At 38.0% G+C, this 21,367-nt stretch carries 19 protein-coding genes and 1 riboswitch; of the genes, 9 read left to right on the top strand and 10 right to left on the bottom strand.

Going from position 1 to position 21,367, the window contains the following annotated elements; genetic code table 11:
• Positions 1-10 precede the first annotated feature (10 nt).
• The 7 genes from FLS47_RS00230 to FLS47_RS00205 all read left to right on the top strand — a co-directional run bounded on the left by FLS47_RS00230 (position 11) and on the right by FLS47_RS00205 (position 6,716).
• Complete coding sequence (locus tag FLS47_RS00230) at positions 11-697, top strand: response regulator transcription factor (RefSeq protein ID WP_188347320.1); 687 nt, start codon at positions 11-13, stop codon at positions 695-697.
• 224 nt (positions 698-921) lie between these two features.
• Positions 922-1,027, top strand: a riboswitch (SAM riboswitch).
• A 72-nt stretch (positions 1,028-1,099) separates the two neighbouring features.
• Positions 1,100-3,415: a 5-methyltetrahydropteroyltriglutamate--homocysteine S-methyltransferase gene (gene metE / locus FLS47_RS00225; RefSeq protein ID WP_149912395.1), complete on the top strand. Its 2,316-nt coding sequence runs from the start codon at positions 1,100-1,102 to the stop codon at positions 3,413-3,415.
• Between the two features lie 150 nt (positions 3,416-3,565).
• Complete coding sequence (locus tag FLS47_RS00220) at positions 3,566-4,060, top strand: helix-turn-helix domain-containing protein (protein WP_149912394.1); 495 nt, start codon at positions 3,566-3,568, stop codon at positions 4,058-4,060.
• 125 nt (positions 4,061-4,185) lie between these two features.
• A complete protein-coding gene (locus tag FLS47_RS18180) occupies positions 4,186-4,362 on the top strand; it encodes a hypothetical protein (protein ID WP_188347319.1) in 177 nt (58 codons plus the stop codon).
• Between the two features lie 164 nt (positions 4,363-4,526).
• On the top strand, positions 4,527-5,048 hold the full coding sequence (locus tag FLS47_RS00215) for a DUF4833 domain-containing protein (RefSeq protein WP_149912393.1): 522 nt from the start codon (positions 4,527-4,529) through the stop codon (positions 5,046-5,048).
• Between the two features lie 66 nt (positions 5,049-5,114).
• Positions 5,115-6,281 (top strand): alpha-hydroxy acid oxidase, encoded by a 1,167-nt coding sequence (locus FLS47_RS00210; protein ID WP_149912392.1) that lies wholly within the window; start codon positions 5,115-5,117, stop codon positions 6,279-6,281.
• A 15-nt stretch (positions 6,282-6,296) separates the two neighbouring features.
• Entirely contained in the window at positions 6,297-6,716 is a 420-nt protein-coding gene (locus FLS47_RS00205) for a 6-pyruvoyl trahydropterin synthase family protein (RefSeq protein WP_149912391.1), read from the top strand.
• Between the two features lie 28 nt (positions 6,717-6,744).
• Here FLS47_RS00205 and FLS47_RS00200 read toward each other — a convergent pair whose 3' ends face one another.
• From FLS47_RS00200 to FLS47_RS00180, 5 genes are all read right to left on the bottom strand, one after another.
• Positions 6,745-7,509 carry an exodeoxyribonuclease III gene (locus FLS47_RS00200; protein WP_149912390.1) on the bottom strand — a complete coding sequence of 255 codons (765 nt, stop codon included), beginning with the start codon at positions 7,507-7,509 and terminating at the stop codon, positions 6,745-6,747.
• Between the two features lie 3 nt (positions 7,510-7,512).
• On the bottom strand, positions 7,513-8,277 hold the full coding sequence (locus tag FLS47_RS00195; protein ID WP_149912389.1) for a peptidylprolyl isomerase: 765 nt from the start codon (positions 8,275-8,277) through the stop codon (positions 7,513-7,515).
• Positions 8,278-8,287: 10 nt separating this feature from the next.
• Positions 8,288-8,635 carry a hypothetical protein gene (locus FLS47_RS00190; RefSeq protein ID WP_149912388.1) on the bottom strand — a complete coding sequence of 116 codons (348 nt, stop codon included), beginning with the start codon at positions 8,633-8,635 and terminating at the stop codon, positions 8,288-8,290.
• 67 nt (positions 8,636-8,702) lie between these two features.
• Positions 8,703-9,140 (bottom strand): low molecular weight protein-tyrosine-phosphatase, encoded by a 438-nt coding sequence (locus tag FLS47_RS00185; RefSeq protein ID WP_149912387.1) that lies wholly within the window; start codon positions 9,138-9,140, stop codon positions 8,703-8,705.
• An 81-nt stretch (positions 9,141-9,221) separates the two neighbouring features.
• Entirely contained in the window at positions 9,222-10,772 is a 1,551-nt protein-coding gene (locus tag FLS47_RS00180; RefSeq protein ID WP_149912386.1) for a Do family serine endopeptidase, read from the bottom strand.
• A gap of 211 nt (positions 10,773-10,983) precedes the next feature.
• Here FLS47_RS00180 and dapF point away from each other — a divergent pair, with 211 nt between their 5' ends.
• Together dapF and FLS47_RS00170 are read left to right on the top strand one after the other, a co-directional pair.
• Positions 10,984-11,772: a diaminopimelate epimerase gene (gene dapF, locus FLS47_RS00175; RefSeq protein WP_149912385.1), complete on the top strand. Its 789-nt coding sequence runs from the start codon at positions 10,984-10,986 to the stop codon at positions 11,770-11,772.
• Positions 11,773-11,861: 89 nt separating this feature from the next.
• A complete protein-coding gene (locus FLS47_RS00170; protein ID WP_149912384.1) occupies positions 11,862-14,744 on the top strand; it encodes a DEAD/DEAH box helicase in 2,883 nt (960 codons plus the stop codon).
• Between the two features lie 122 nt (positions 14,745-14,866).
• Here FLS47_RS00170 and FLS47_RS18335 read toward each other — a convergent pair whose 3' ends face one another.
• From FLS47_RS18335 to FLS47_RS00150, 5 genes are all read right to left on the bottom strand, one after another.
• Positions 14,867-15,058: a hypothetical protein gene (locus FLS47_RS18335; RefSeq protein WP_223225062.1), complete on the bottom strand. Its 192-nt coding sequence runs from the start codon at positions 15,056-15,058 to the stop codon at positions 14,867-14,869.
• A gap of 30 nt (positions 15,059-15,088) precedes the next feature.
• Entirely contained in the window at positions 15,089-15,349 is a 261-nt protein-coding gene (locus FLS47_RS18330) for an SMI1/KNR4 family protein (RefSeq protein WP_223225061.1), read from the bottom strand.
• Positions 15,350-15,650: 301 nt separating this feature from the next.
• Positions 15,651-16,778 carry a group II intron reverse transcriptase/maturase gene (ltrA, locus tag FLS47_RS00160; protein ID WP_223225060.1) on the bottom strand — a complete coding sequence of 376 codons (1,128 nt, stop codon included), beginning with the start codon at positions 16,776-16,778 and terminating at the stop codon, positions 15,651-15,653.
• A gap of 530 nt (positions 16,779-17,308) precedes the next feature.
• Positions 17,309-20,644 (bottom strand): transcription-repair coupling factor, encoded by a 3,336-nt coding sequence (gene mfd, locus FLS47_RS00155; RefSeq protein WP_149912383.1) that lies wholly within the window; start codon positions 20,642-20,644, stop codon positions 17,309-17,311.
• Between the two features lie 141 nt (positions 20,645-20,785).
• Entirely contained in the window at positions 20,786-21,211 is a 426-nt protein-coding gene (locus FLS47_RS00150; protein WP_149912382.1) for a nuclear transport factor 2 family protein, read from the bottom strand.
• Positions 21,212-21,367 lie beyond the last annotated feature (156 nt).

Below are 21,367 nucleotides of genomic sequence, written 5' to 3'. Positions count from 1 at the left end.
AAGTATACATATGCAGAAAATATTATTAGCAGAGGATGACCCGAATCTTGGTGAATTACTAAAAGATTACCTGGAATTAAAAGGGAAATTTGATGTCACACTATCTACTGATGGTGAAAAAGCAATTGAAGAGTTTAAAAAAAGTGAATTTGATCTTTGCATCTTTGATGTGATGATGCCCAAAAAAGATGGATTTACTTTAGGCAAAGAGGTACGCAAAATTAATAGTACAATTCCAATCATTTTTGCAACAGCAAAAGGTATGATGGAAGACAAAACGCAAGCCTTCGAATTGGGTGGGGATGATTACATCACCAAACCTTTCCGTGTAGAGGAATTATTATTGCGCATACACGCTTTATTGAAGAGAGCTTCAAAAGATAAGGAGGAAGAACTAGCTGATAAGTTTGAAATTGGCAACTATTTCTTTGACTACACCAGCCAAATCATTACATACAAAGGCCAACAGCAAAAACTCTCTACAAAAGAAGCGGAACTTCTTCGTTTACTTTGTCTGAAGAAAAATGATGTCCTTACACGCGAAGAGGCATTGAAAAAGATCTGGCACGATGACAATTACTTCACAGGCAGAAGCATGGATGTATTTTTAAGCAAGCTTCGCAAATATTTGAAAGAAGACGCTAGTGTGGAAATTGTAAATGTCCACGGTAGAGGATATAAGCTACTAGTTAGTTAAACAGGAAAACGGTCTGAATATAAATTTTCAGACCGTTTTCCTGTTTATTAGAGTATATATAAAATACTCTCCATTAGAGCGCAAAAATAATTTGCAAGCTTTATTCTCATTTCTTTGCGCTGAATCTAAAGCTATTAATGAAATAGTCTACTAGATCTATCAATTTTATTCACTAGTTTTTAAGAAAAATTTTGATGCTATTGGAAAATTACATATTTTAGCACCGCTTATAGAGAAAGGCTGAGGGACTGGACCCGAAGAAGCCTTAGCAACCTGTCACTGGACAAGGTGCTACATTCTACCCGAACTAACGATAGGGACAGATAAGCTGAGATCACTAATTCCAAGTGGCCTTCTCTTAGCAAGAAAACAAAGAATTTTTAATTTATTAAGGAACATTATATGTTACTAACTAACAATCTAGGCTACCCACGTGTGGGACCTTTCCGTGAATTGAAGAAAGCTAATGAAGCGTATTGGGCTAAGAAAATTTCTGCGGAAGAATTATTAAAAGCTGCGAAAGAAATTCGTGAAAACAACTGGAAAACTCAAAAAGATGCTGGAATTGATTTAATTCCTTCGAATGATTTTTCTTTTTACGATCAAGTATTAGACTTATCATTAACTGTAGGCGCAATTCCTGCGCGTTACCAATCTTTATTGGACAAAATCGATAACAACTACAGTTTAGATTTATACTTTGCTATGGCACGTGGTTTCCAACAAGACGGAATCGATGTGACTGCATCCGAAATGACGAAATGGTTTGACACGAACTACCACTACATGGTGCCTGAGTTCACGAAAGATCAAACTTTCAAATTAACATCTGAAAAATTCTTAAACGAATATAACGAGGCTAAAGCTGCTGGTATCGAAACTAAACCAGTTGTTATTGGCCCAATCACTTACTTATTAATTGGTAAAGAAAAAGAGGCTGGTTTTGACCGTATCGATTTGATCGATCGTTTATTGCCAGTTTACGAAGAGATTATCTCGAAACTAGCTGACGCTGGTGCACAATACATCCAAATTGATGAGCCTTATTTGGCATTGGATATTGATGCTAAAGTAAAAGCATTATATACTACGGTATTCGAAAAATTGAATGCTGCGGCTAAAGGAGCTAAATTAATCGCTACTACGTACTTCGAAGCGTTAAAAGACAACGAAGATTTAGCGGTTAGTTTACCAGTACACGCTTTACACTTAGATTTAGTTCGCGGTGAAAACCAATTAGATACTGCTTTAGCAAAAGTTCCTGCTTCGTTAACACTTTCATTAGGTGTTGTTGAAGGTCGTAACATTTGGAAAAATGACTACGAAAAATCTTTAGCTAAAATCCAACAAGCTGTAGCTGCTTTAGGCAAAGACAGAGTATGGGTAGGCACTTCTTCTTCATTATTACACGTTCCTTTTGATTTGGACAGTGAGAAAAACGAAGAAACTCTTCCTGCTGAGGTTAAAAACTGGTTAGCATTCGCTAAGCAAAAATTGGCTGAGGTAAAAGATTTAGCGGTATTAGCTGAAGGCGAAGTAGATACTGCAACTGCAGAGCGTTACGAAGCTAACAAAGCAGCAGCTGAAAGCCGTCGTACTTCTCCATTGATCCACAAACCTGAAGTAAAAACTCGCGTAAGCAATATTACTGACGAAGACGCAAAACGTACTTCTCCTTTTGAAGCACGTAAAGCTGCGCAAAAAGCTAAATTTGGTTTACCTGATTTCGCGACTACTACAATCGGTTCATTCCCACAAACGAAAGATGTTCGTAAATGGAGAGCTGACTTGAAAAAAGGTGTTATCACGCAAGAAGAGTACGATAAAGCTATCGCTGAAGAAACTGAAAGCGTTATCCGTTTGCAAGAGAACTTAGATATCGACGTATTGGTACACGGTGAATTCGAACGTAATGACATGGTGGAATATTTCGGTGAGCAATTAGCAGGATACGCGTTTACTCAATACGGATGGGTACAATCATACGGTTCTCGTTGTGTGAAACCTCCAGTTATTTATGGTGATGTTTACCGTCCAGAAGATATGACTGTTCGTTGGTCATCATACGCACAATCATTGACTAACCGCCCTGTAAAAGGTATGTTGACAGGTCCTGTTACGATCTTACAATGGTCTTTCGTACGTAACGATCAACCTCGTGAAACGACAACTTATCAAATTGCTTTAGCTATCTTGGATGAAGTTCAAGCTTTAGAAAAAGCAGGCATCAAAATTATTCAAATTGATGAGCCAGCTATCCGTGAAGGTTTACCATTGCGTCAAGCTGAACAGCAAAAATATTTAGATTGGGCTGTACGTGCATTCCGTGTTTCTTCTTCAAATGTAGAAGATGATACGCAGATCCACACGCACATGTGTTACTCAGAATTCAACAATGTGATCAAAGATATAGCTGCGATGGATGCTGACGTAATCACTATCGAGACTTCACGTTCACAAATGAAGTTGTTGAATGCTTTCGCTGGCGAATTCAAATACCCTAACGATATCGGCCCAGGTGTATATGATATTCACTCTCCACGTGTACCTAGTAAAGAAGAAATGATTGACTTGTTGCGCAAAGCGAAAGATGTAGTTCCTGCATCTCAACTTTGGGTAAACCCTGACTGTGGTTTGAAAACTCGTGCTTGGCCAGAAACTAAAGCTGCATTAGAAGCAATGGTAGAAGCTGCTAAAGTATTGAGAGCTGAAGCATAATTTCGGAACTAGTATTATTAAATAAATTAAACCTCTCGCGATGTCAAAATTGCGGGAGGTTTTTTGTTAATCGCATTATTTCACACAATTGTCGTATTATTGGCATATCGATAATTCTTTGTTTAAAGCATAATAAACCAACTTTGTGTCATGAATAATCCAAATTATAACGAAATCATTAAAACTGCTCGTAAAGCCAAAGGTTTTACCCAACAAGAACTTGCGGGTAAGGCTGGAGTATCACTACGTACAATGCAACGTATCGAAAAGGGAACAGAGGAAATAAGTGGTTTTAGTCTTCGCCAAATTTGCATCGTATTAGATATACCGTTAGAAGAAATTATTATGCAAAACGTAAATCAAATTAGTATTGATGAAAACCAAAATGGTAGTATAAAGGCATTATATCTATCTTCATTATTATTGTTTGTAAATCCTCTTTTAGGGTTAATTGTTCCTTTAATCAGTGGATATTATAAACAAAATAAAAATGATCTTTATAAAATCAATTTAAAAAAGATAGTAAAAATCAATCTCATTGGATTGTTGTTTTTATCTTTAACTATAATCGTATTATTTACTGGAATAATAACAATAATAGCTCCCGAATTCTCAAACTCTAGAGATAGTGTTCTTAATTTCTAACTCCAGTCCTTTATTATCTATTTATGGTGCTCTTTATTGGATATAATTTTTTCAAATTAAACAAAGTTAATAATAACCAAACAACCTAGCCATTAACTTGTTCTACAATAAAACACATATCAATTATGAAAAGAATAGGTTTATTAGCAGCAATATTATCCACTATCACACTACTTTCAAGTTGCGAGGTAATCGGAGGAATATTCAAAGCCGGCATGTGGTCTGGTATTATAATCGTAGTTATTGTAATTGCGCTGATTATTTGGTTAATATCAAAATTTATGGGTGGAAGAAGAGATTAAAATCAAATTCTCAACAAAATAATAAAGCCTTTCTACCTAAAATAGAGAGGCTTTTCTACTAATCAATCTTTTATTAAAATTTAATAAGTTTAATGACAGTGTATTTATTGCTAATTGGTGATTTTGTAACTATCTTAATGTAGTTTTTGTGAGGAAGAATATACATGAAGAAGCTCGTTTTATTATTTCTGTTTTTATCAAATTTTTCTTTAGGCTTTTCGCAAGATGGATACCCCAAACCAACAGCCAAAGACATTTTATTTTACATTCAACACAATCGCGGGAAAAACACCTTTATTTATCAGCCAAATTACACTTCAAACCTCCGACTTAATGACAAAGAACCCATAAAAATAAGTCGACAATTATTTGATCAAAATGGGGAAATAAAGCCTTTGACAGGCATTCAGCGACGCTATGCATATGGGGTTAAAACAGAAAAATTAGGTGATAATCATTACGAAATCACACTCGTCTCCTATCCTTCCCAAAAATTATATTTAAAGTTTGATACACAAAACAAACCATTTGTAGAAACTACTATTGCAGGAAAATATATCCGTATTAATAATTTATTTATCTACTTGAAGGAGGGTTCAACAGGAATAAACATCGAAGCAGAATATATTTTGTTTTATGGGACAGATAAAAGTGGAAAACACATTTATTCTAAACTAATATTATAATTTTCATAATAGTTCAGGACAGCAAGTTCACACTTTTAATTATCTTTGCGACAAATAATTTAACCAATGTCTGCAAAACCAATTTTTGAATATAATCGTCAATATCCTTCCGTTGCTGATTTAAGAAAAAAAGCAAAACAACGTATTCCTAAATTCGCATTTGATTACCTAGATGGGGGTTGCAATGAGGAATTAAATCTCGTGCGCAATGAAAACGACTTCGATAATATATTGCTTAAACCGCAATATTTACGTGTAGGCGAAGAGATTGATATGTCCGTCGAATTATTTGGACGCCGATACAGTGCACCTTTTGGTGTATCTCCTATTGGGCTTCAGGGATTAATGTGGCCTAATGCACCTGAGATTCTTGCCAAAGCTGCGGCAAAACATGATATTCCTTACACGCTGAGTACCGTATCAACAAGTAGTATAGAACGCATTGCTGAAGTTTCTGATGGTAAAGCTTGGTTTCAATTATACCATCCTACAGAAAACAGGTTACGTGATGACATCTTAAATCGCCTTAAAGCTGTTGAGTGTCCGGTATTGGTCGTTCTTGTAGACGTTCCATCCTTTGGATTACGCTATAGAGAGATTAAAAGCGGATTGTCAATGCCTCCTAAAATGAATATTACGAATATTCTCCAGACGTTGATAAGACCTACTTGGGGTATTCAGACATTGAAGCATGGTATTCCTTCTTTCGCGACGCTAAAACCTTACATGGAAAAAGGATTAGATATGGCACAACTGGGACAGTTTATGAACCGTACATTCACAGGGAAGGTAAATATGGAAAAAGTGAAAGCCATTCGTGATATTTGGAAAGGTCCATTGGTACTAAAAGGCATTGCGACAGAAGAAGATATGGAAGCTTCGATCCAACTCGGAGTAGATGGGGTTATAGTTTCCAACCATGGCGGTAGACAGGTAGATGCTGGAGAGTCATCCATCGTGTCATTAATGAAATTAGCATCCAACCCATCGTACAAGAGTAAGCTAAAAATCATGATGGATGGAGGGATTCGTTCGGGTGTAGACTTAGCAAGAGCACATGCCGTAGGATCAGAATTCAACTTTATGGGACGTCCATTTATGTATGGCGTAGGTGCGTTAGGGGAAGAAGGTGGAGAACATACGATCAACATGTTTAAAGCGCATCTATACCAAGTCATGCAACAGCTCACTGTAGACAATATTCATCAGCTTCAAGATCGATTGATAAAATAACATTATATTTGTGCCATGATTACAGCAGAGCGATATCATGATATTTCATGTGGACATAGAGTAGTTGGGCACGAAGGAAAATGCAGATTTTTGCATGGGCATAATTATAGAATACATTTTGAAGTAGCAGCAGCACAATTGGATGAGGTAGGTCGTGTTTTGGATTTTTCTGTTATCAAAGAAAAATTGTGCATGTGGCTTGAAGACAATTATGATCACAAGTTCTTGATTTGGGAAAATGATCCTATGCTTGAAGAATTACAAAAGCTTACAGCCGAAAGTCTAGTTATCGTCCCATTTAACCCAACAGCTGAAAATATTGCACAGCATCTCGTAGAAGTTATAGCACCGCAACAGCTTAGAGACAACGCTTGTACGCTTATCCGATGCAAAGTCGAAGAAACACAAAAGTGTTCGGCAACATATAAAAAATAAAGGAGAAACAATGTTTCTCCTTATTTTTTTAAGCTAACTCTAAAAGCACAGGACAGTGATCTGAATGCACCGCATCTGGTAATATTTTAGCCCCAACAATTCTATCTTGCAAAGCTTGCGAAGCCATATTGTAATCAATACGCCAACCTAAGTTTTTGCCTCTTGATCCGGCTCTATAGCTCCACCACGTATAATGATGTGGATCAGGGTTCAGCGAACGAAATGTATCTATAAATCCAGAATTAATAAAATTCTCCATCCACTCACGCTCAGCAGGCAAAAATCCGGAAGTATTCGCATTTGATTTTGGATTGTGAATATCGATAGCACGGTGACAAATATTATAATCGCCACTAATAACCAAATTAGGATGTTCCACGAGCAACTTATGCGCATATTGGTGAAAATCATCCAAGAATCTATATTTAAAATCTTGACGTACATCACCCGTAGTTCCTGACGGAAAATAGGTACTCATAACCGACACATCATCAAAGTCTGCACGAATTACCCTACCTTCGAAATCATAATCTTCGTGACCGCAACCGTACTCTACATGTTTTGGTGTAATCTTAGTTAAGATTGCCGTACCGCTATAACCCTTTTTCTGCGCGGGATACCAATAATGCTCATACCCCATTTGTTCCAAAAATAGAATTTCTGGTACTTGATCGGGTGTAGCTTTTATTTCTTGCAAACAAACGACATCTGGATTAACCTCCGACAACCATCCTAACCAATCTTTTTTTAATGCAGCTCGTAGTCCATTGACATTGTATGTGATTATTTTCATAGATTAGAGTTTGTAGTTTTTGGACTTGAATCCGTCAAATAATTTAGTAAAAAAACCATTTTTAGGTTTTAACCCATTCATTTCTCTTTCAGTATTTATTGCTTCGCGACGTGTCAACAAACGAATATGCATTGGCTCATCTGTAATCGGTCTATCAACATTATTTGTGGATACAGCAGCGATTTGATCGACAGCCTCAATTCCTTTTAAAACCTCGCCAAAGACTGTGTAGTTGCCATCCAAATGAGGCGTACCGCCAATGGTTTTATAAGCTTCACGCTGTTGTTCTGAGAATTGCTTTCCTTGCATACGCATAGTTACCAAGGAATCTAAACCAGCATCTGAGAACTTACGTCCTTGCACAATGTAAAATTGCGAACCGGATGATGACTTTGCAGGATTATTGTCTCTTGCCGCGCCTAATACACCTTTTTTGTGAAATAACCCTTCTTGAATTTCAGAATTGATTTTATAATCTGGTCCACCATTACCCAGTACAGTTAGACTTGTGGTTGTGGACTTCTTAGATTCAGGATCACCACCTTGAATCATGAAATTTTTAATCACACGGTGAAATAGAATACCATCGTAATATCTTTCACTCACTAACTTCTTGAAGTTGTCACGATGCTTGGGTGTTTGGTTATACAATTGCGCCAGCATTACACCTTTGTTGGTTTTGATTTCTATATAGTAATGTTGTGGCTTTTGTGCAAAACTTTGCATTACGAAAAAAGTCAAAACGAGACTTAAAACTATTCTTTTCATTTATATTATTTTATATAAAATCTAAATCTTGGAAGTAATCAATAATCAACGATTTCATGATCAACTCTTGCTCTAATAATGTATAATTAGGAACGGGTTTTACTAATTTCCAATGCGGCCAACCATCCTCGTCTGAACCTTCCAACTCATAAAAACCCATCGAAGAAAACAACCTGCATGTTGCAATATGCATCAGTTCTTCTTTTTCTCGTTTCGAAAATTGTTTTGGTCCTTTTCCCAATTCCTGTACACCGATCAAAAATAGCATGACTTTCAGATCCGGTAATTCCATGTCGAAACTTTGCGCAATGGCTTCCCGAAGAACATTCCACTTTTGATTTACTTCTGTTGCTTTCATATACTAGCTATTGCGCCAAAATACTATTTATAATTTGGTTTTGGCACAGCCTGATTTAATCGTTACGTTATTTGGACAATTTCAAGATGAGATCTTGACATCTTTTCTCCACCATCGCATATACTGGCTCAAACATCGCGTCATCGTAATACGGATCTGGCACAATATCGTCGTCCAAAAACAGCGACACTTTCGCCTTTTGAGCATCATTTTGCGCAAGTCGAATTACATCATTATAATTCTGTCTATCCATAACTAAAATACGATCGTATTTATCGAATAACGCCGTTGTAAAATGTTGTGCTTTCTGTGTAGAAATATCCACTCCGTATTTCTTAGCTACATCAATACTGCGTCTATCTGGACACTGACCGACATGCCAATCACCTGTTCCTGCAGAATCTACTTCCCAGCCTAAATTTTTACTATCTGCTATATATTGTAAAATGCCGTGTGCCAATGGCGATCGACAAATATTTCCTAAACAAACCATTAAAATCTTCATAGCACAAAAATGTCTTTTTATTCTGTAAAAACAAAAATGGCTTCCCGAAGAAAGCCATTTTATATCAATTAAGTATTGCTATTAGTATTCAATAGGAACATTTAGTTCAACTGTGCTACCGCGTTGAGGCACACCTTTGATACGTACAATATTTCGTCTTGTTGATGACAATGCTGATTCTACATCATCCACACTGTTCACCGCTTTTCCATTTACTTCAGTAATTACTAAACCTTTTTCTACACCGAAGTATTCGAAAACACCACCTCTGTGTACTTGAGTCACGATAACTCCAGACGACACACCCAATTCTTTCTTACGTGCATCCGTTGCAGGAATGAAACTAGCACCTAATTTATTGAAGATTTCGGTTGCACTTGCACTTGGTCCATCTTCACCGCCTTTCCCTTTTGTATCTTCTTCAGCTTTTAACGTTAAGTTTACATCTTTCTCTTTGCCCTCACGCTTGTATGTGATTTTTACTTTGTCACCTGGACGAAGTCTAGCTACACGCTCTTGTAAATCTGAAGATGAGTAAATAGTTCTGCCTTCGATTTTAGTAATAATGTCACCGCCTTTGATACCAGCACTTTCTGCAGCACCACCTTTTACAACATTTTGCACATAAAGACCGTTAACGTCATCAATACCTTTTTCTTTACGCAATGCTTCGTTCATTTCAGTGAATGTTACACCAATAAAACCGCGTTTTACACTACCGAATTCTTTAAAGTCATCCAAAATCTTTTTAGCCAAGTTAATTGGGATAGCAAATCCATATCCTGCATATACACCTGTTGGAGAAGCAATCGCTGAGTTGATACCAATTAATTCACCACGCGCATTCACCAACGCTCCGCCACTATTACCTTTGTTAATTACCGCATCTGTTTGAATAAATGACTCAATCGCTGTATTGATAATTTGTTGATCTTGATCACCGAAGCCACGAGGCTGTTGTTGCTGTGAATCTCCCAAAATACCAATTTGACGACCTTTTGCACTAACGATACCCGCTGTTACCGTGGATTGTAAACTCAATGGATAACCTACAGCTAATACCCACTCACCAATTTGTACATTATCCGAATCACCCATTTTTACCATAGGCAAATTTGTAGCATTCACTTTTAATAAAGCTAAATCCGTGTTGGCATCTTTTCCAATGACTTTAGCTTCGAAAGTGCGTTTATCTGTCAGTTGTACTTCGATTTTATCTGCATTTTCAACAACGTGATTGTTTGTCACGATGTAACCATCAGGAGTCAAAATCACACCAGACCCAGAAGCTTGCTGTTGACGAGGTTGTGCTTGCTGACGACGTTGTGGTGCACCGAAAAATTCCTCAAACATATCGAATGGAGAACTTCCACCACCGCGTTGCGATCCGCGCGCAGTCATTGTCACTTTTATATGCACTACTCCAGGAGATACCGCTGCTGCTGCCTGCGTGAAATCTGGATTTCCTGTCGACGACATAATTTCTGCCGAAGGATTATTTGCATAATATACTTTTTGCTGTTCTTCTAGTGTCATGTTTCCAAACTGTTTGTCTTCAAACAATTTGTATCCACCTACAGCTATTGCTCCACCTAAGACAGCTGTCAATAAACTTATTCCTATTTTTCTCATATTATTTATTGCTGTTTTAAAATTCTTAATTATTGTATTTCTATTCTTATCTTGTGGCATTCAAATCTAATACCATATTGGCAGATGACATATCCTTTGTCAGTTAAATTTTGTTAACAAATCACGTGTAAACAAGCTATTTAACAAGTTTTAACAAATTTGCTTTAGTTTTGTAACAAGAATATTAAATTTGAGCTAAATTTTCAAATATATGAGCAGAAAAATCCAATTTTCTAAATACCAAGGCGCAGGAAACGATTTTGTACTGATAGATAACAGAAGTAACCTTTTCGATAGAAATAACAAAGATTTGGTTAAAAAGTTATGCGATCGCCGATTCGGTATTGGTGGGGATGGCTTAATGTTGCTTCAATATAATGAAAATTTTGATTTTGAGATGGTTTATTACAATGCAGATGGTGGCGAAGGCACCATGTGTGGTAATGGTGGACGTTGTATAGTTGCATTCGCTAGAGATCTGGAAATCATTTCAGACAAAACTGACTTTGTGGCAGTTGACGGTCCACACGCGGCAGAAATCACTGCCGACCAAGTCAATTTAGGCATGATCGATGTAAAAATTGTTGAGCGTGTTAATGATGCATTCGTCTTAAATACGGGTTCACCTCACTATATTCTGAAAGTCCAAGATTTAGCAAATCTCGATGTATTCAAAGAAGGTTTTGCGATTCGCAATAATGCAACTTATGGCGAAAAAGGTATTAATGTTAATTTCATTGAGCCAGAAGGAAATGGATATTTTGTACGCACTTTTGAACGCGGTGTTGAAGATGAAACTTTTGCCTGCGGGACAGGTGCAACTGCAGCAGCCATGGCAATGGCAATAGATCAAAACTTAGAAGGCGACATTACTTTACCTATTCGTGTATTGGGTGGGCAGCTTTATATTTCATTTCATAAATCCGGAACTACATTTACAAATGTGTATTTAAGAGGTCCAGCGAACTTTGTATTTAAAGGTGAAATCGAAATTGATTAATTATTTTAAGTATTATTAACGTATTATTTCATCTTCCTACATTTTCAAGGTATATTAGTTGTCTTTTTTGAGGGACATACTACAGATTGATGCAACAGATAGATACTTCACATTCGTACAAATTAATATATTCTTTTGGTGAGCACCCTTATTTGGGTTATCTTATCGAACCACATATCGTACAGCTCAATCCAAACGGTAGTCTTTCGCTTTCCTCTAAAAGAGTATTCACTAATACGGTAGATGAATTTGCGGACGCATTGAACGAAACGGATTATAAAATCATCAAACTGCTTGATGAAATCGAACAAAGTAACGTAATCAAGAAATATCACAAAAAGCCTGTTCGACCGATTGACTATTTCAGTAAAATATTTGACGATAAAGTTCGCAACTATATTCGTCCAAAATTAGAAAAGAAACTGCTGAAGGTCATGGATATGATTGGTGATAAGCCAATCTATTTGATGAGTAAAAAGGATGGCTATCCTGCAGAACAACAGCTACGAATAGCACAACAGACTACATCTATTCTTTTTCACTTCAGAAGAAATGAAGAAGAAACGCGCTATTTTCCGACATTGAAATATGATGGCCACCGCATGGAATTTATGTTCAAAAACGCGGAAGTAGTCATCAATGCACAAGCTTGGCTTTTGTTGGACAATGTTCTTTATCACTTTGACCAACCCTTAGAAGGCAAAAAGCTAACCCCATTTCTTAATAAAAGATACATCAGTGTTTCACGTGCCACAGAGCGCAAATACTATGAAACCTTTATTTCGCCTTTGATTGAAAAATATGCGGTCTATGCTGAAGGATTTGATATTAAAACACTCAAAGAAGAAGCTACGCCTATTTTGACACTCAATTATGTGCAGAATGGTGAATCACATATTCAACTGAGTTTTCAATACGGCGATTACACCTTCTCCCCTACTTCGGACCAGAAAGTTTCCGTCCGCATGTCTTATAACGAGGAAAACGATCTGTTTACCTTTACGCGAATTAAGCGTTCGGTTATTTGGGAAGATAACCAGCATAATCTCCTTGAAGAATTGGGTCTAAAAAGGCAAGATTCATTATTTGGAAGCTATACCACCAATAAAATCGAGTTCCCAAATGTATTTGAATGGCTGAGTCACAAGCAAGAAGAATTAGTTACCAAGGGCTATATCATCAAACAAGAAACAGGTGATAAGCATTTCTTTATTGGGAAGACAACCCTAGATATCGAGATTGTCGAGGATAACGATTGGTTTGATGTACGCGCATTCGCGAATTTTGGACCTTATAAAATTCCTTTCATACAACTACGTGATCATATTCTGAATAGAATTCAAGAATTTACACTTCCAAATGGTGAAATAGCCATTATCCCAGAGGAATGGTTTGCGCAGTACGAGCATTTGTTTCAATTTGCGATAAAAAAGAATGGGCTTCAGCTCAATAAAGCTCACATCGGGATTTTACATGAAATATCCGAACACACGGCTTTGACGATGAGTCGTAAATTACAAAACCTCAGCAATTTTGAGGAGATAGCCAAAGCAGAGCCTCCAATAGACTTTAATGGCAGTTTGCGTCCGTACCAAGAGGCTGGTTACAATTGGTTCCATTTCTTACAAGAATTCAAATTCGGCGGTGTATTAGCTGATGACATGGGTCTGGGGAAAACGGTACAAACTTTAGCCTTATTGCAAAAGCAAAAAGAAGAGTTGAAGAGCACCGATCATGCGAAAACTTCTTTACTGGTGCTTCCTACATCACTCGTTTATAACTGGCAAAAAGAAGCAGACAAGTTTGCACCTAAGTTGCGTATTCTGATGCATGTAGGATCAAATAGATTCAAAGATGCGTACGCATTTACCCATTTTGATTTAGTGATTACGACCTATGGTATAGTGCGTAGTGATGAAGAGCTTTTTAGTAAGTTCTTCTTCAACTATATTATTTTGGACGAAAGTCAAAATATTAAAAACCCAACATCGAAATCTTTTAAATCCATCAAATCACTCAAAAGCAGACACAAACTCGCGTTGAGCGGAACACCTATAGAAAATTCTGTGTCGGATATTTGGTCTCAAATGCACTTTTCGAATCCTGGATTATTGGGAAGTTATTCTTTCTTTCAAAAAGAATTTGTGATTCCAATTGAGAAAAAGAAAGATGAGAGTACAGCAAAGCGTTTGCAAGCGATTATAAAGCCGTTTGTACTGCGACGCACCAAAAGTCAGGTAGCGACTGAGTTGCCTCCTAAAACCGAACAAATCGTGTATTGCGAGATGAATGAATCGCAAGCTGAACTCTACGAATCGACAAAATCGGAATACCGCAATGCATTGCTTGAAGGAACAGTGAATGACAATGCGAAAGGAAATCAAATCGCTTTATTACAAGGTTTAACCAAGTTGCGCCAACTGGCGAATCACCCCAAAATGGTTGACGCCGATTACACCGAAGATTCTGGAAAATTCGAGGCTGTTATCAACATGTTGGAATCTATCTCTACCGAAGGAAACAAAGTGCTGATCTTCTCTCAATTTGTAAAGCATCTGGATATATTCAAATCTTACTTTCAGCAAAAAAACATTCCTTTCGCCTATTTAGACGGTGCAACGAAAGATAGAGCGCAAGCGGTACAAGAGTTTAAGGAGAATGATGCTGTCAAGGTTTTTTTAATCTCCATCAAGGCTGGTGGTGTTGGTCTGAACTTAACTGAAGCGGATTATGTATTTATCTTAGATCCGTGGTGGAATCCTGCGGTCGAGCAGCAAGCTATTGATAGATCACACCGCATCGGACAAACCCGCAATGTGTTTATCTATAAATTTATCAGCAAGGATACCGTAGAAGAGAAAATAGTGGCACTACAAAACCGCAAAATGTCTATCGCTACATCACTTATCACTACAGAAGACAGTTTTGTAAAATCGCTTTCGCAAGATGATTTGAAGGAGTTATTGAGGTAGTAGTTATTGAATTTTTTTTACTATTTCGTCATTTCGAAAGAAACACAATGTAGTGAGAAATCAATTAAAGATTTCTCCTGACGACGAAATGACGCGGTTTAGATTACTATTACGAGTAGTTTTTAATTTTCATGCTGTTCAACTATAAAACTAAGAACATTTTTAAAATATTCTTTTAGGTTTTCAAACTCATGTTCTCCCGGATACCAGTTCGCAAATTTCCGATATCTCCAATCTTCATTTTCTGATTTTGGAGGCAATAATAAAAATTGTTGCTCTTCTAATTTTCCACCTACAATTATCGCATTATCCAATTCCGGCAGAACATCGTACGCATCAATTATTTATGGAGCAAAGTTTTTCAGATAATCAATTTCCGTAATCCTTTCAAAACTTGGCTCTATGTCATTCGGGGATGAAAAACCATTTGTTATTCTCAAAAACTCTTTGTAATCCTCTGGTAGTTTCACTCCAAGCTTTCCTTCAACTTCTGCTACTCCCCTTTCGGTTGGTGGAACTTCACCAAGCCATTCATTTTTTATTTGTTCAAAAGTAAAATTGAAATCTTCATTTTTGATTGCTTTCTGAGAAATTTCGATTAACAACCTTATAATGAATTATAAATCGGATAAGAGGAACGGGATTAATTCCCGTTCCGACCTTCCACAGCACCGCACGTACCGTTCGGTATACGGCGCTTCCCTAAGTTGTAACACAAACTCGCTTGTATTCTGCCAGTAAAGATGGGTATCCCAGTTGTTTAAGATAGTCGTTGGAAAGGGTTGTTGTCAGTATCCAGCTTTTTGCTGTGTGCCAGTAACTTTTCCTTGTGTTGGCCCATTCATACGCCTTGTACTTACTCACGCCTAGTTGCACCAGGTTCGTGATTTTAGTCTTGATTCGTTTCTATTGTTTCCATTTGACCATACGTAACCTACGACGGTACCATTTATCCATATCCCGGAGATTACTCCCCATGTCCGCGAGTTTAAAGTAGTGCATCCAGCCTGTGAGGCATTCCCTCAGGTAGAGAATTCGCTGTTCATCGCTCCAACCTCGACTGCGGCCCGTTAGGCATTTAATCCTAGCTTTCATCTTCCCTAGACTTTTAGGGTGAATACGTAAGCGCCACTCCCCTCTGTAATTGTAGAAACTATAGCCTAGAAATTTAATCTTGGATACATGACGAACGACGCTTTTCTCTTTATTGACTTTAAGCATCAGCTTACCTTCAACAAATTTTGTGATCGATTCCATAACCCGTGAGGCACTCCGTTTACTACGACAAAGTATCATAAGGTCATCAGCGTAACGTACAAATTTGTGTCCTCGAGATTCCAGTTCTTTGTCCAGTTCATGAAGCATAATATTGCTCAAAAGTGGGCTTAGTGGGCCTCCTTGAGGTACACCTTCTGTAGTTACTTTAGTCCTTCCGTTTATTTCTACACCTGCTCTCAAGTATCGATGGATAAGTGAGATCAGTCTTCCATCTTTGATCGTGCGTGATAATAATTCAATCAGTTTACTGTGATTCACCGTATCCAAGAACTTCTCTAAGTCCATGTCTACGGAATAATTATACCCCTGTTGAATGTATGACTTGCATTTGAGAAGCGCTTGATGCGCGTTGCGACCCGGACGAAAACCATAGCTGTGGTCACTGAATTCAGGTTCGTAGATTGGTGTCAGGATTTGACTAATGCCCTGCTGGATGAGCCGATCAACTACTGTTGGGATGCCCAGCATTCGCTTTGACCCATTGTCTTTAGGAATTTCAACACGTCTTAATGCAGAAGGGTAGTAACTCCCTTGCTTGATGGATGTTAAAAGTTTCTCCTTATGCTCTCTAAGATAATCCCCTAAGGATTCGACGCCCATCTTATCGATACCGCAAGCACCACGATTACAAACCACTTGTAAATAGGCAGTATTCAAGCTCTGGCGGTCAAGGAGTTGTTCTAAAAGTCCATCTACTTTTGTGTTTGTATAGGTGAGGTTCTTTTCAATCATCCCAATAAAAGTCTGCCCTCCCACATAGCATTCGGGTTCCGCCCTATTCTTTTGTGACCAGGTTGATAAACCTTATCAATTTTCTGCATTCTGTCCTTCATTAGGTAATTTTCATGTATTGATCACTAACTTAAGGTTCATTCCTTCCTTGCTTTGCCGTAAGCAAGTACGAAATCGGCTGACTTCTCACAGCTAGCTTTACTCCTTGCTTCTGAAAAAAAAACTTCCACAAGTCTGTGAGATCTCCCCGGGTAAGAACGATAACTTTCATCTCATGTGTCTGCTACATTTACCTTGATGCTTCTGTACAGTATAGGACTTTAGTTTGTTTGGCAACCTCATCCAGCAGCTTAGGCCTTATATGTAGTTTCTGTCCGTCAGACCGAGAGTTTGCCTAATGCTTCCAACTGTAATGGCGTGTTCGGGACTTACAGCTTTTCACAAAAATCCTATGAGATTATTTATTTAGATCAATCCTTTTTTCGCTAATAATTCAGCTACTTGTAGTGCATTTATTGCATTCACACGAATAGAATCATCTTGAAATGAGTTTCCTACACCATTTGCTTCAGCAAATGCAGAGCATAATCAATTGTCGTTATATTACTTAAAGCTAAGCGTAATTGTCCTTTTACTTCTTTTAGGTTACTAATAGAAGGGTTAGAACCAACGAAAGCCAATACTTTACCAAACTGATCTGATTCGAAATAGCTGGATTTCGCATTGCTGATAAAGAAACCTTTTAATGTTTGCTTTTTGTATGAAATTTTCTCAAAACCAATTTCTTTGCCTAGCCATTGCAAACGCAGTGTGTTGAACAACTCAAATACCGGTGCAGGAATAGGGCCAAAACGATCTTCCAATTCTTTCTCGAAAGATGTAAGCTGTTGTTCATTTTCGAGCTTTGCAATATCATTATACAAGTTGTACCGCTCGCCGATATTGGTTACATATTCGTCTGGAATCATCACTTCCAAGTCGGTATCTATTTGCGTAAACGACACGTATTTTCTGTTTTGTTCGTCCGCAAACAATTCCCCAAATTCGTCATCTTTCAATTCTTGAACGGCTTCATCCAAAATCTTGTTGTACATCTCAAAACCAATTTCCGCAATAAAGCCTGATTGCTCCGCCCCCAACAAGTTACCCGAACCACGAATATCCAAATCACGCATCGCCACATTGAATCCGGAACCTAATTCCGAGAATTCTTCGATTGCAGAAAGACGCTTGTACGCTTCTGGTGTCAAAGTCGACATCGGTGGACTCAACAAATAACAAAATGCTTTCTTGTTCGAACGACCTACACGACCACGCATTTGGTGCAAATCGCTTAACCCAAACATATGCGCATGGTTGATGATAATGGTATTGGCATTCGGGATGTCCAAACCAGCTTCAATAATCGTCGTGGCCACTAACACATCAAAGTCGTGGTTGATAAACTTCAACATCACATCTTCCAAGTCATCACCTTCCAACTGTCCGTGTGCTACGCCCACGCGAGCTCCTGGGACAAGCTTTTGAATCATTGCGCCTAGTTGCTTCAAATCAGCAACGCGGTTATGAATAAAGAATACCTGTCCCCCACGATCCAACTCGTAAGCCACAGCTTCTTGAATCAAGGCTTCACCAAAAACATGCAATTCTGTCTGCACAGGTTGTCTGTTTGGTGGAGGTGTCGAGATAATACTCAAGTCACGCGCGCCCATTAATGAGAAATGCAATGTACGTGGAATAGGTGTTGCGGTCAATGTCATCGAATCCACATTGGCGCGCATTACTTTTAATTTCTCTTTGACTGATACACCAAACTTTTGTTCCTCATCGATAATCATCAGACCGAGGTCTTTGAATTTCACATCCTTGCTCACCAAGCGATGTGTACCGATGATAATATCTATTTTACCCTCTTCGAGTTTTTTAAGAGTTTCTTTGATTTGCTTCGTAGACTTAAAGCGATTGATATAATCAATATTCGCTGGAAGACCTTTTAGACGCTCAGAGAATGTACGGTAATGTTGCAATGCCAAAATAGTTGTCGGTACCAAAACCGCAACTTGTTTGCTGTCCGCAACAGCTTTGAACGCAGCACGAATAGCCACTTCAGTTTTCCCAAAACCGACATCGCCACACACCAATCTGTCCATTGGATGTGGGGACTCCATGTCACGCTTCACATCGTTGGTCGCTTTTTCTTGATCTGGTGTGTCCTCATAGATAAAGGACGCTTCTAATTCTTTTTGCAAATACGTATCTGGACTAAATGCATTACCTGTCTGTGCTTTACGCACGGCATACAATTTAATCAGGTCACGCGCGATATCTTTAACCTTTTTCTTGGTTGTTTTCTTCAGTTTGTCCCAGGCATCCGTTCCCAACTTATTCATTTTAGGAACTGTACCTTCCTTGCCGGAATATTTTGAAATACGGTTTAAGGAGTTGATATTGACATATAAAAGATCATTGTCTGCATAGATCAGACGAATCATCTCTTGCGTCTTGCCATTCACTTCGACCTTTTCCAAACCCGCATATTTACCTACACCGTGATCTATATGGGTGATGTAATCACCTGGCTTTAGGTCACGCAATTCTTTCAACGTAATCGCCTGCGAACGCTCATACGCTTTGATGCGCTTGTATTTATAGTAGCGATCAAAAATCTGGTGATCTGTATAGCAAGCTAATTGTATCGTGTCATCACGAAAACCTTCACGCAGAGCTTTATATATTGGCGTAAAAGTCACCGACTTATCTATGTCATCCAATATGGCATAGATTCGCTCAACCTGTTTTGTCGAGTCCGAAAATATCAGATTCTTTATCTTCTTGCTTTCGTTTTCTTTGAAATTATGAATCAACAAGTTAAAATCCTTGTTGAAGGATGGTTGCGGATGGGTATCAAAGTTGATAACCTCATCAGCCTTAAAGAAGAATTGCTTACCAAACTCCACATTTGGAAAATCAAACAACATCGAACCGAAGTTCTTGTCATCCATAAACGTGAAACGTGGATCTACTAAGTCTGGATTGTTTTTGAGATCGGCTTCGGACAAGGCTTTCCACAATTGCGAAGCTTTTTTGTAGCCTTCTTGGATAATATCAAATGTGAATTGCACGTCTTTAATCCAAATCACCGAATCCCTATCGATGTATTCCAGTATGGAAATATGATTATTGGCTAAAAACTTTGCTTGAACATTGGGAACAATCGTTACGGTGTGAATCTTACTCACCGAAAGCTGGCTTTCGATATCAAACGTACGAATACTCTCGATCTCATCACCAAAAAATTCTACACGATAAGGCAAATCATTCGAAAAAGAGAAAATATCAACAATACCACCACGAATCGCAAACTGCCCTGGCTCGTAGACAAAATCTACACGTTCAAAGTCGTATTCGTACAAGAACTCATTGATAAAATCAATGCTCAACTTGGTATTCTGTGTGATCGGTAAGGTATTTCTCTCTAAATCCTGACGATTGATCACCTTCTCTGCAATGGCTTCGGGATAGGTAACCACGATTTTCGGAAGTTCGGAAGTATGATTGAGCGAACTCAGCGTCTCGGCACGTTGCAACACGTGTGCACTATCCAGTTGCATAAAATCAAAAGCCTTACGGTAAGAGGCGGGAAAAAACAAAATCTGTTTGTCAAACAAGCTCTCCAAATCACTCAAAAAGTACGATGCTTCCTCATGCGTGGGCAAAATAAAGACATAAGGACGCTCCTGCAGATGATACGCCGAAGCCACCACCATCGCATCTGATGACCCAATAAGTCCTTTGAGTTGGATTTTAGGATTTTTACTTTGAATTGCTTTTACAAGTGTAGTGACTTGTGTTGTTTTCCCGTAATGTGCTAAGATTTCCTGAATATTCACTTAAGTCCCAATGTTTTCACCAAAGTTACTAAAAATATGGGAGTGGGGATTTTATGAAGTTGAGTTATTTAACAATTTAAAATAACTAAAAAAAGCCTGCAGTCCTGCAGACTTTCATACTAAACAAAAATTAACCAGTACCTATGGATAAGTCGTTACGACTTTATTAATTTTCCAGCCTTCAGCAGATTGGATCAATGTAATGTAGTCTACTCTTTTGAACGTACCGAAATCCATAGTCACTTTGCTGATCGTCGTGCTACCTACCTGATCTACGATTTCAATAGTTTGTGTCGAGTTATATTTTAAGTCTTTGACAGATTTCAAATAGTTTACGTATTCTTTCTTGCCAAATTTGTCGTTGTTAGCGGTATTGCTGTATTCGAAGTTCTCAGCAAACATTTCTTTAGTGTATTCTGAACTTCCCAATAGAGTTGCCCCTACATAGTTCATGACAACTTCCTTGCTGTTCAATTCTTTGAAAGGTTTGCTATCAGCGTGTGCGTAAAAAACAGTTGATACTAATGTGATAACTGCTACTGCTATTGTTTTTATATTTCTTTTCATAACTTGTATATTTTAATTTCTGGTGTTTTGTTATGACAAAGGTATAGCAGTAACGTGGGCTACGAAACGTCGTTTCGACCAGTAGACGCAGATTTTCGGTGAAAATGGAATAGAAATCGGTAAAAATATTTAGAAGGAGGGAAAGAGGTGTTGTTA

The sequence above is a fragment of the Sphingobacterium cavernae genome (assembly GCF_008520265.1).
Taxonomy (GTDB): Bacteria; Bacteroidota; Bacteroidia; order Sphingobacteriales; family Sphingobacteriaceae; genus Sphingobacterium; species Sphingobacterium cavernae.
Note: the sequence above shows the minus strand (reverse complement) of the source record. Positions and strands in the feature narration are given on the sequence as shown.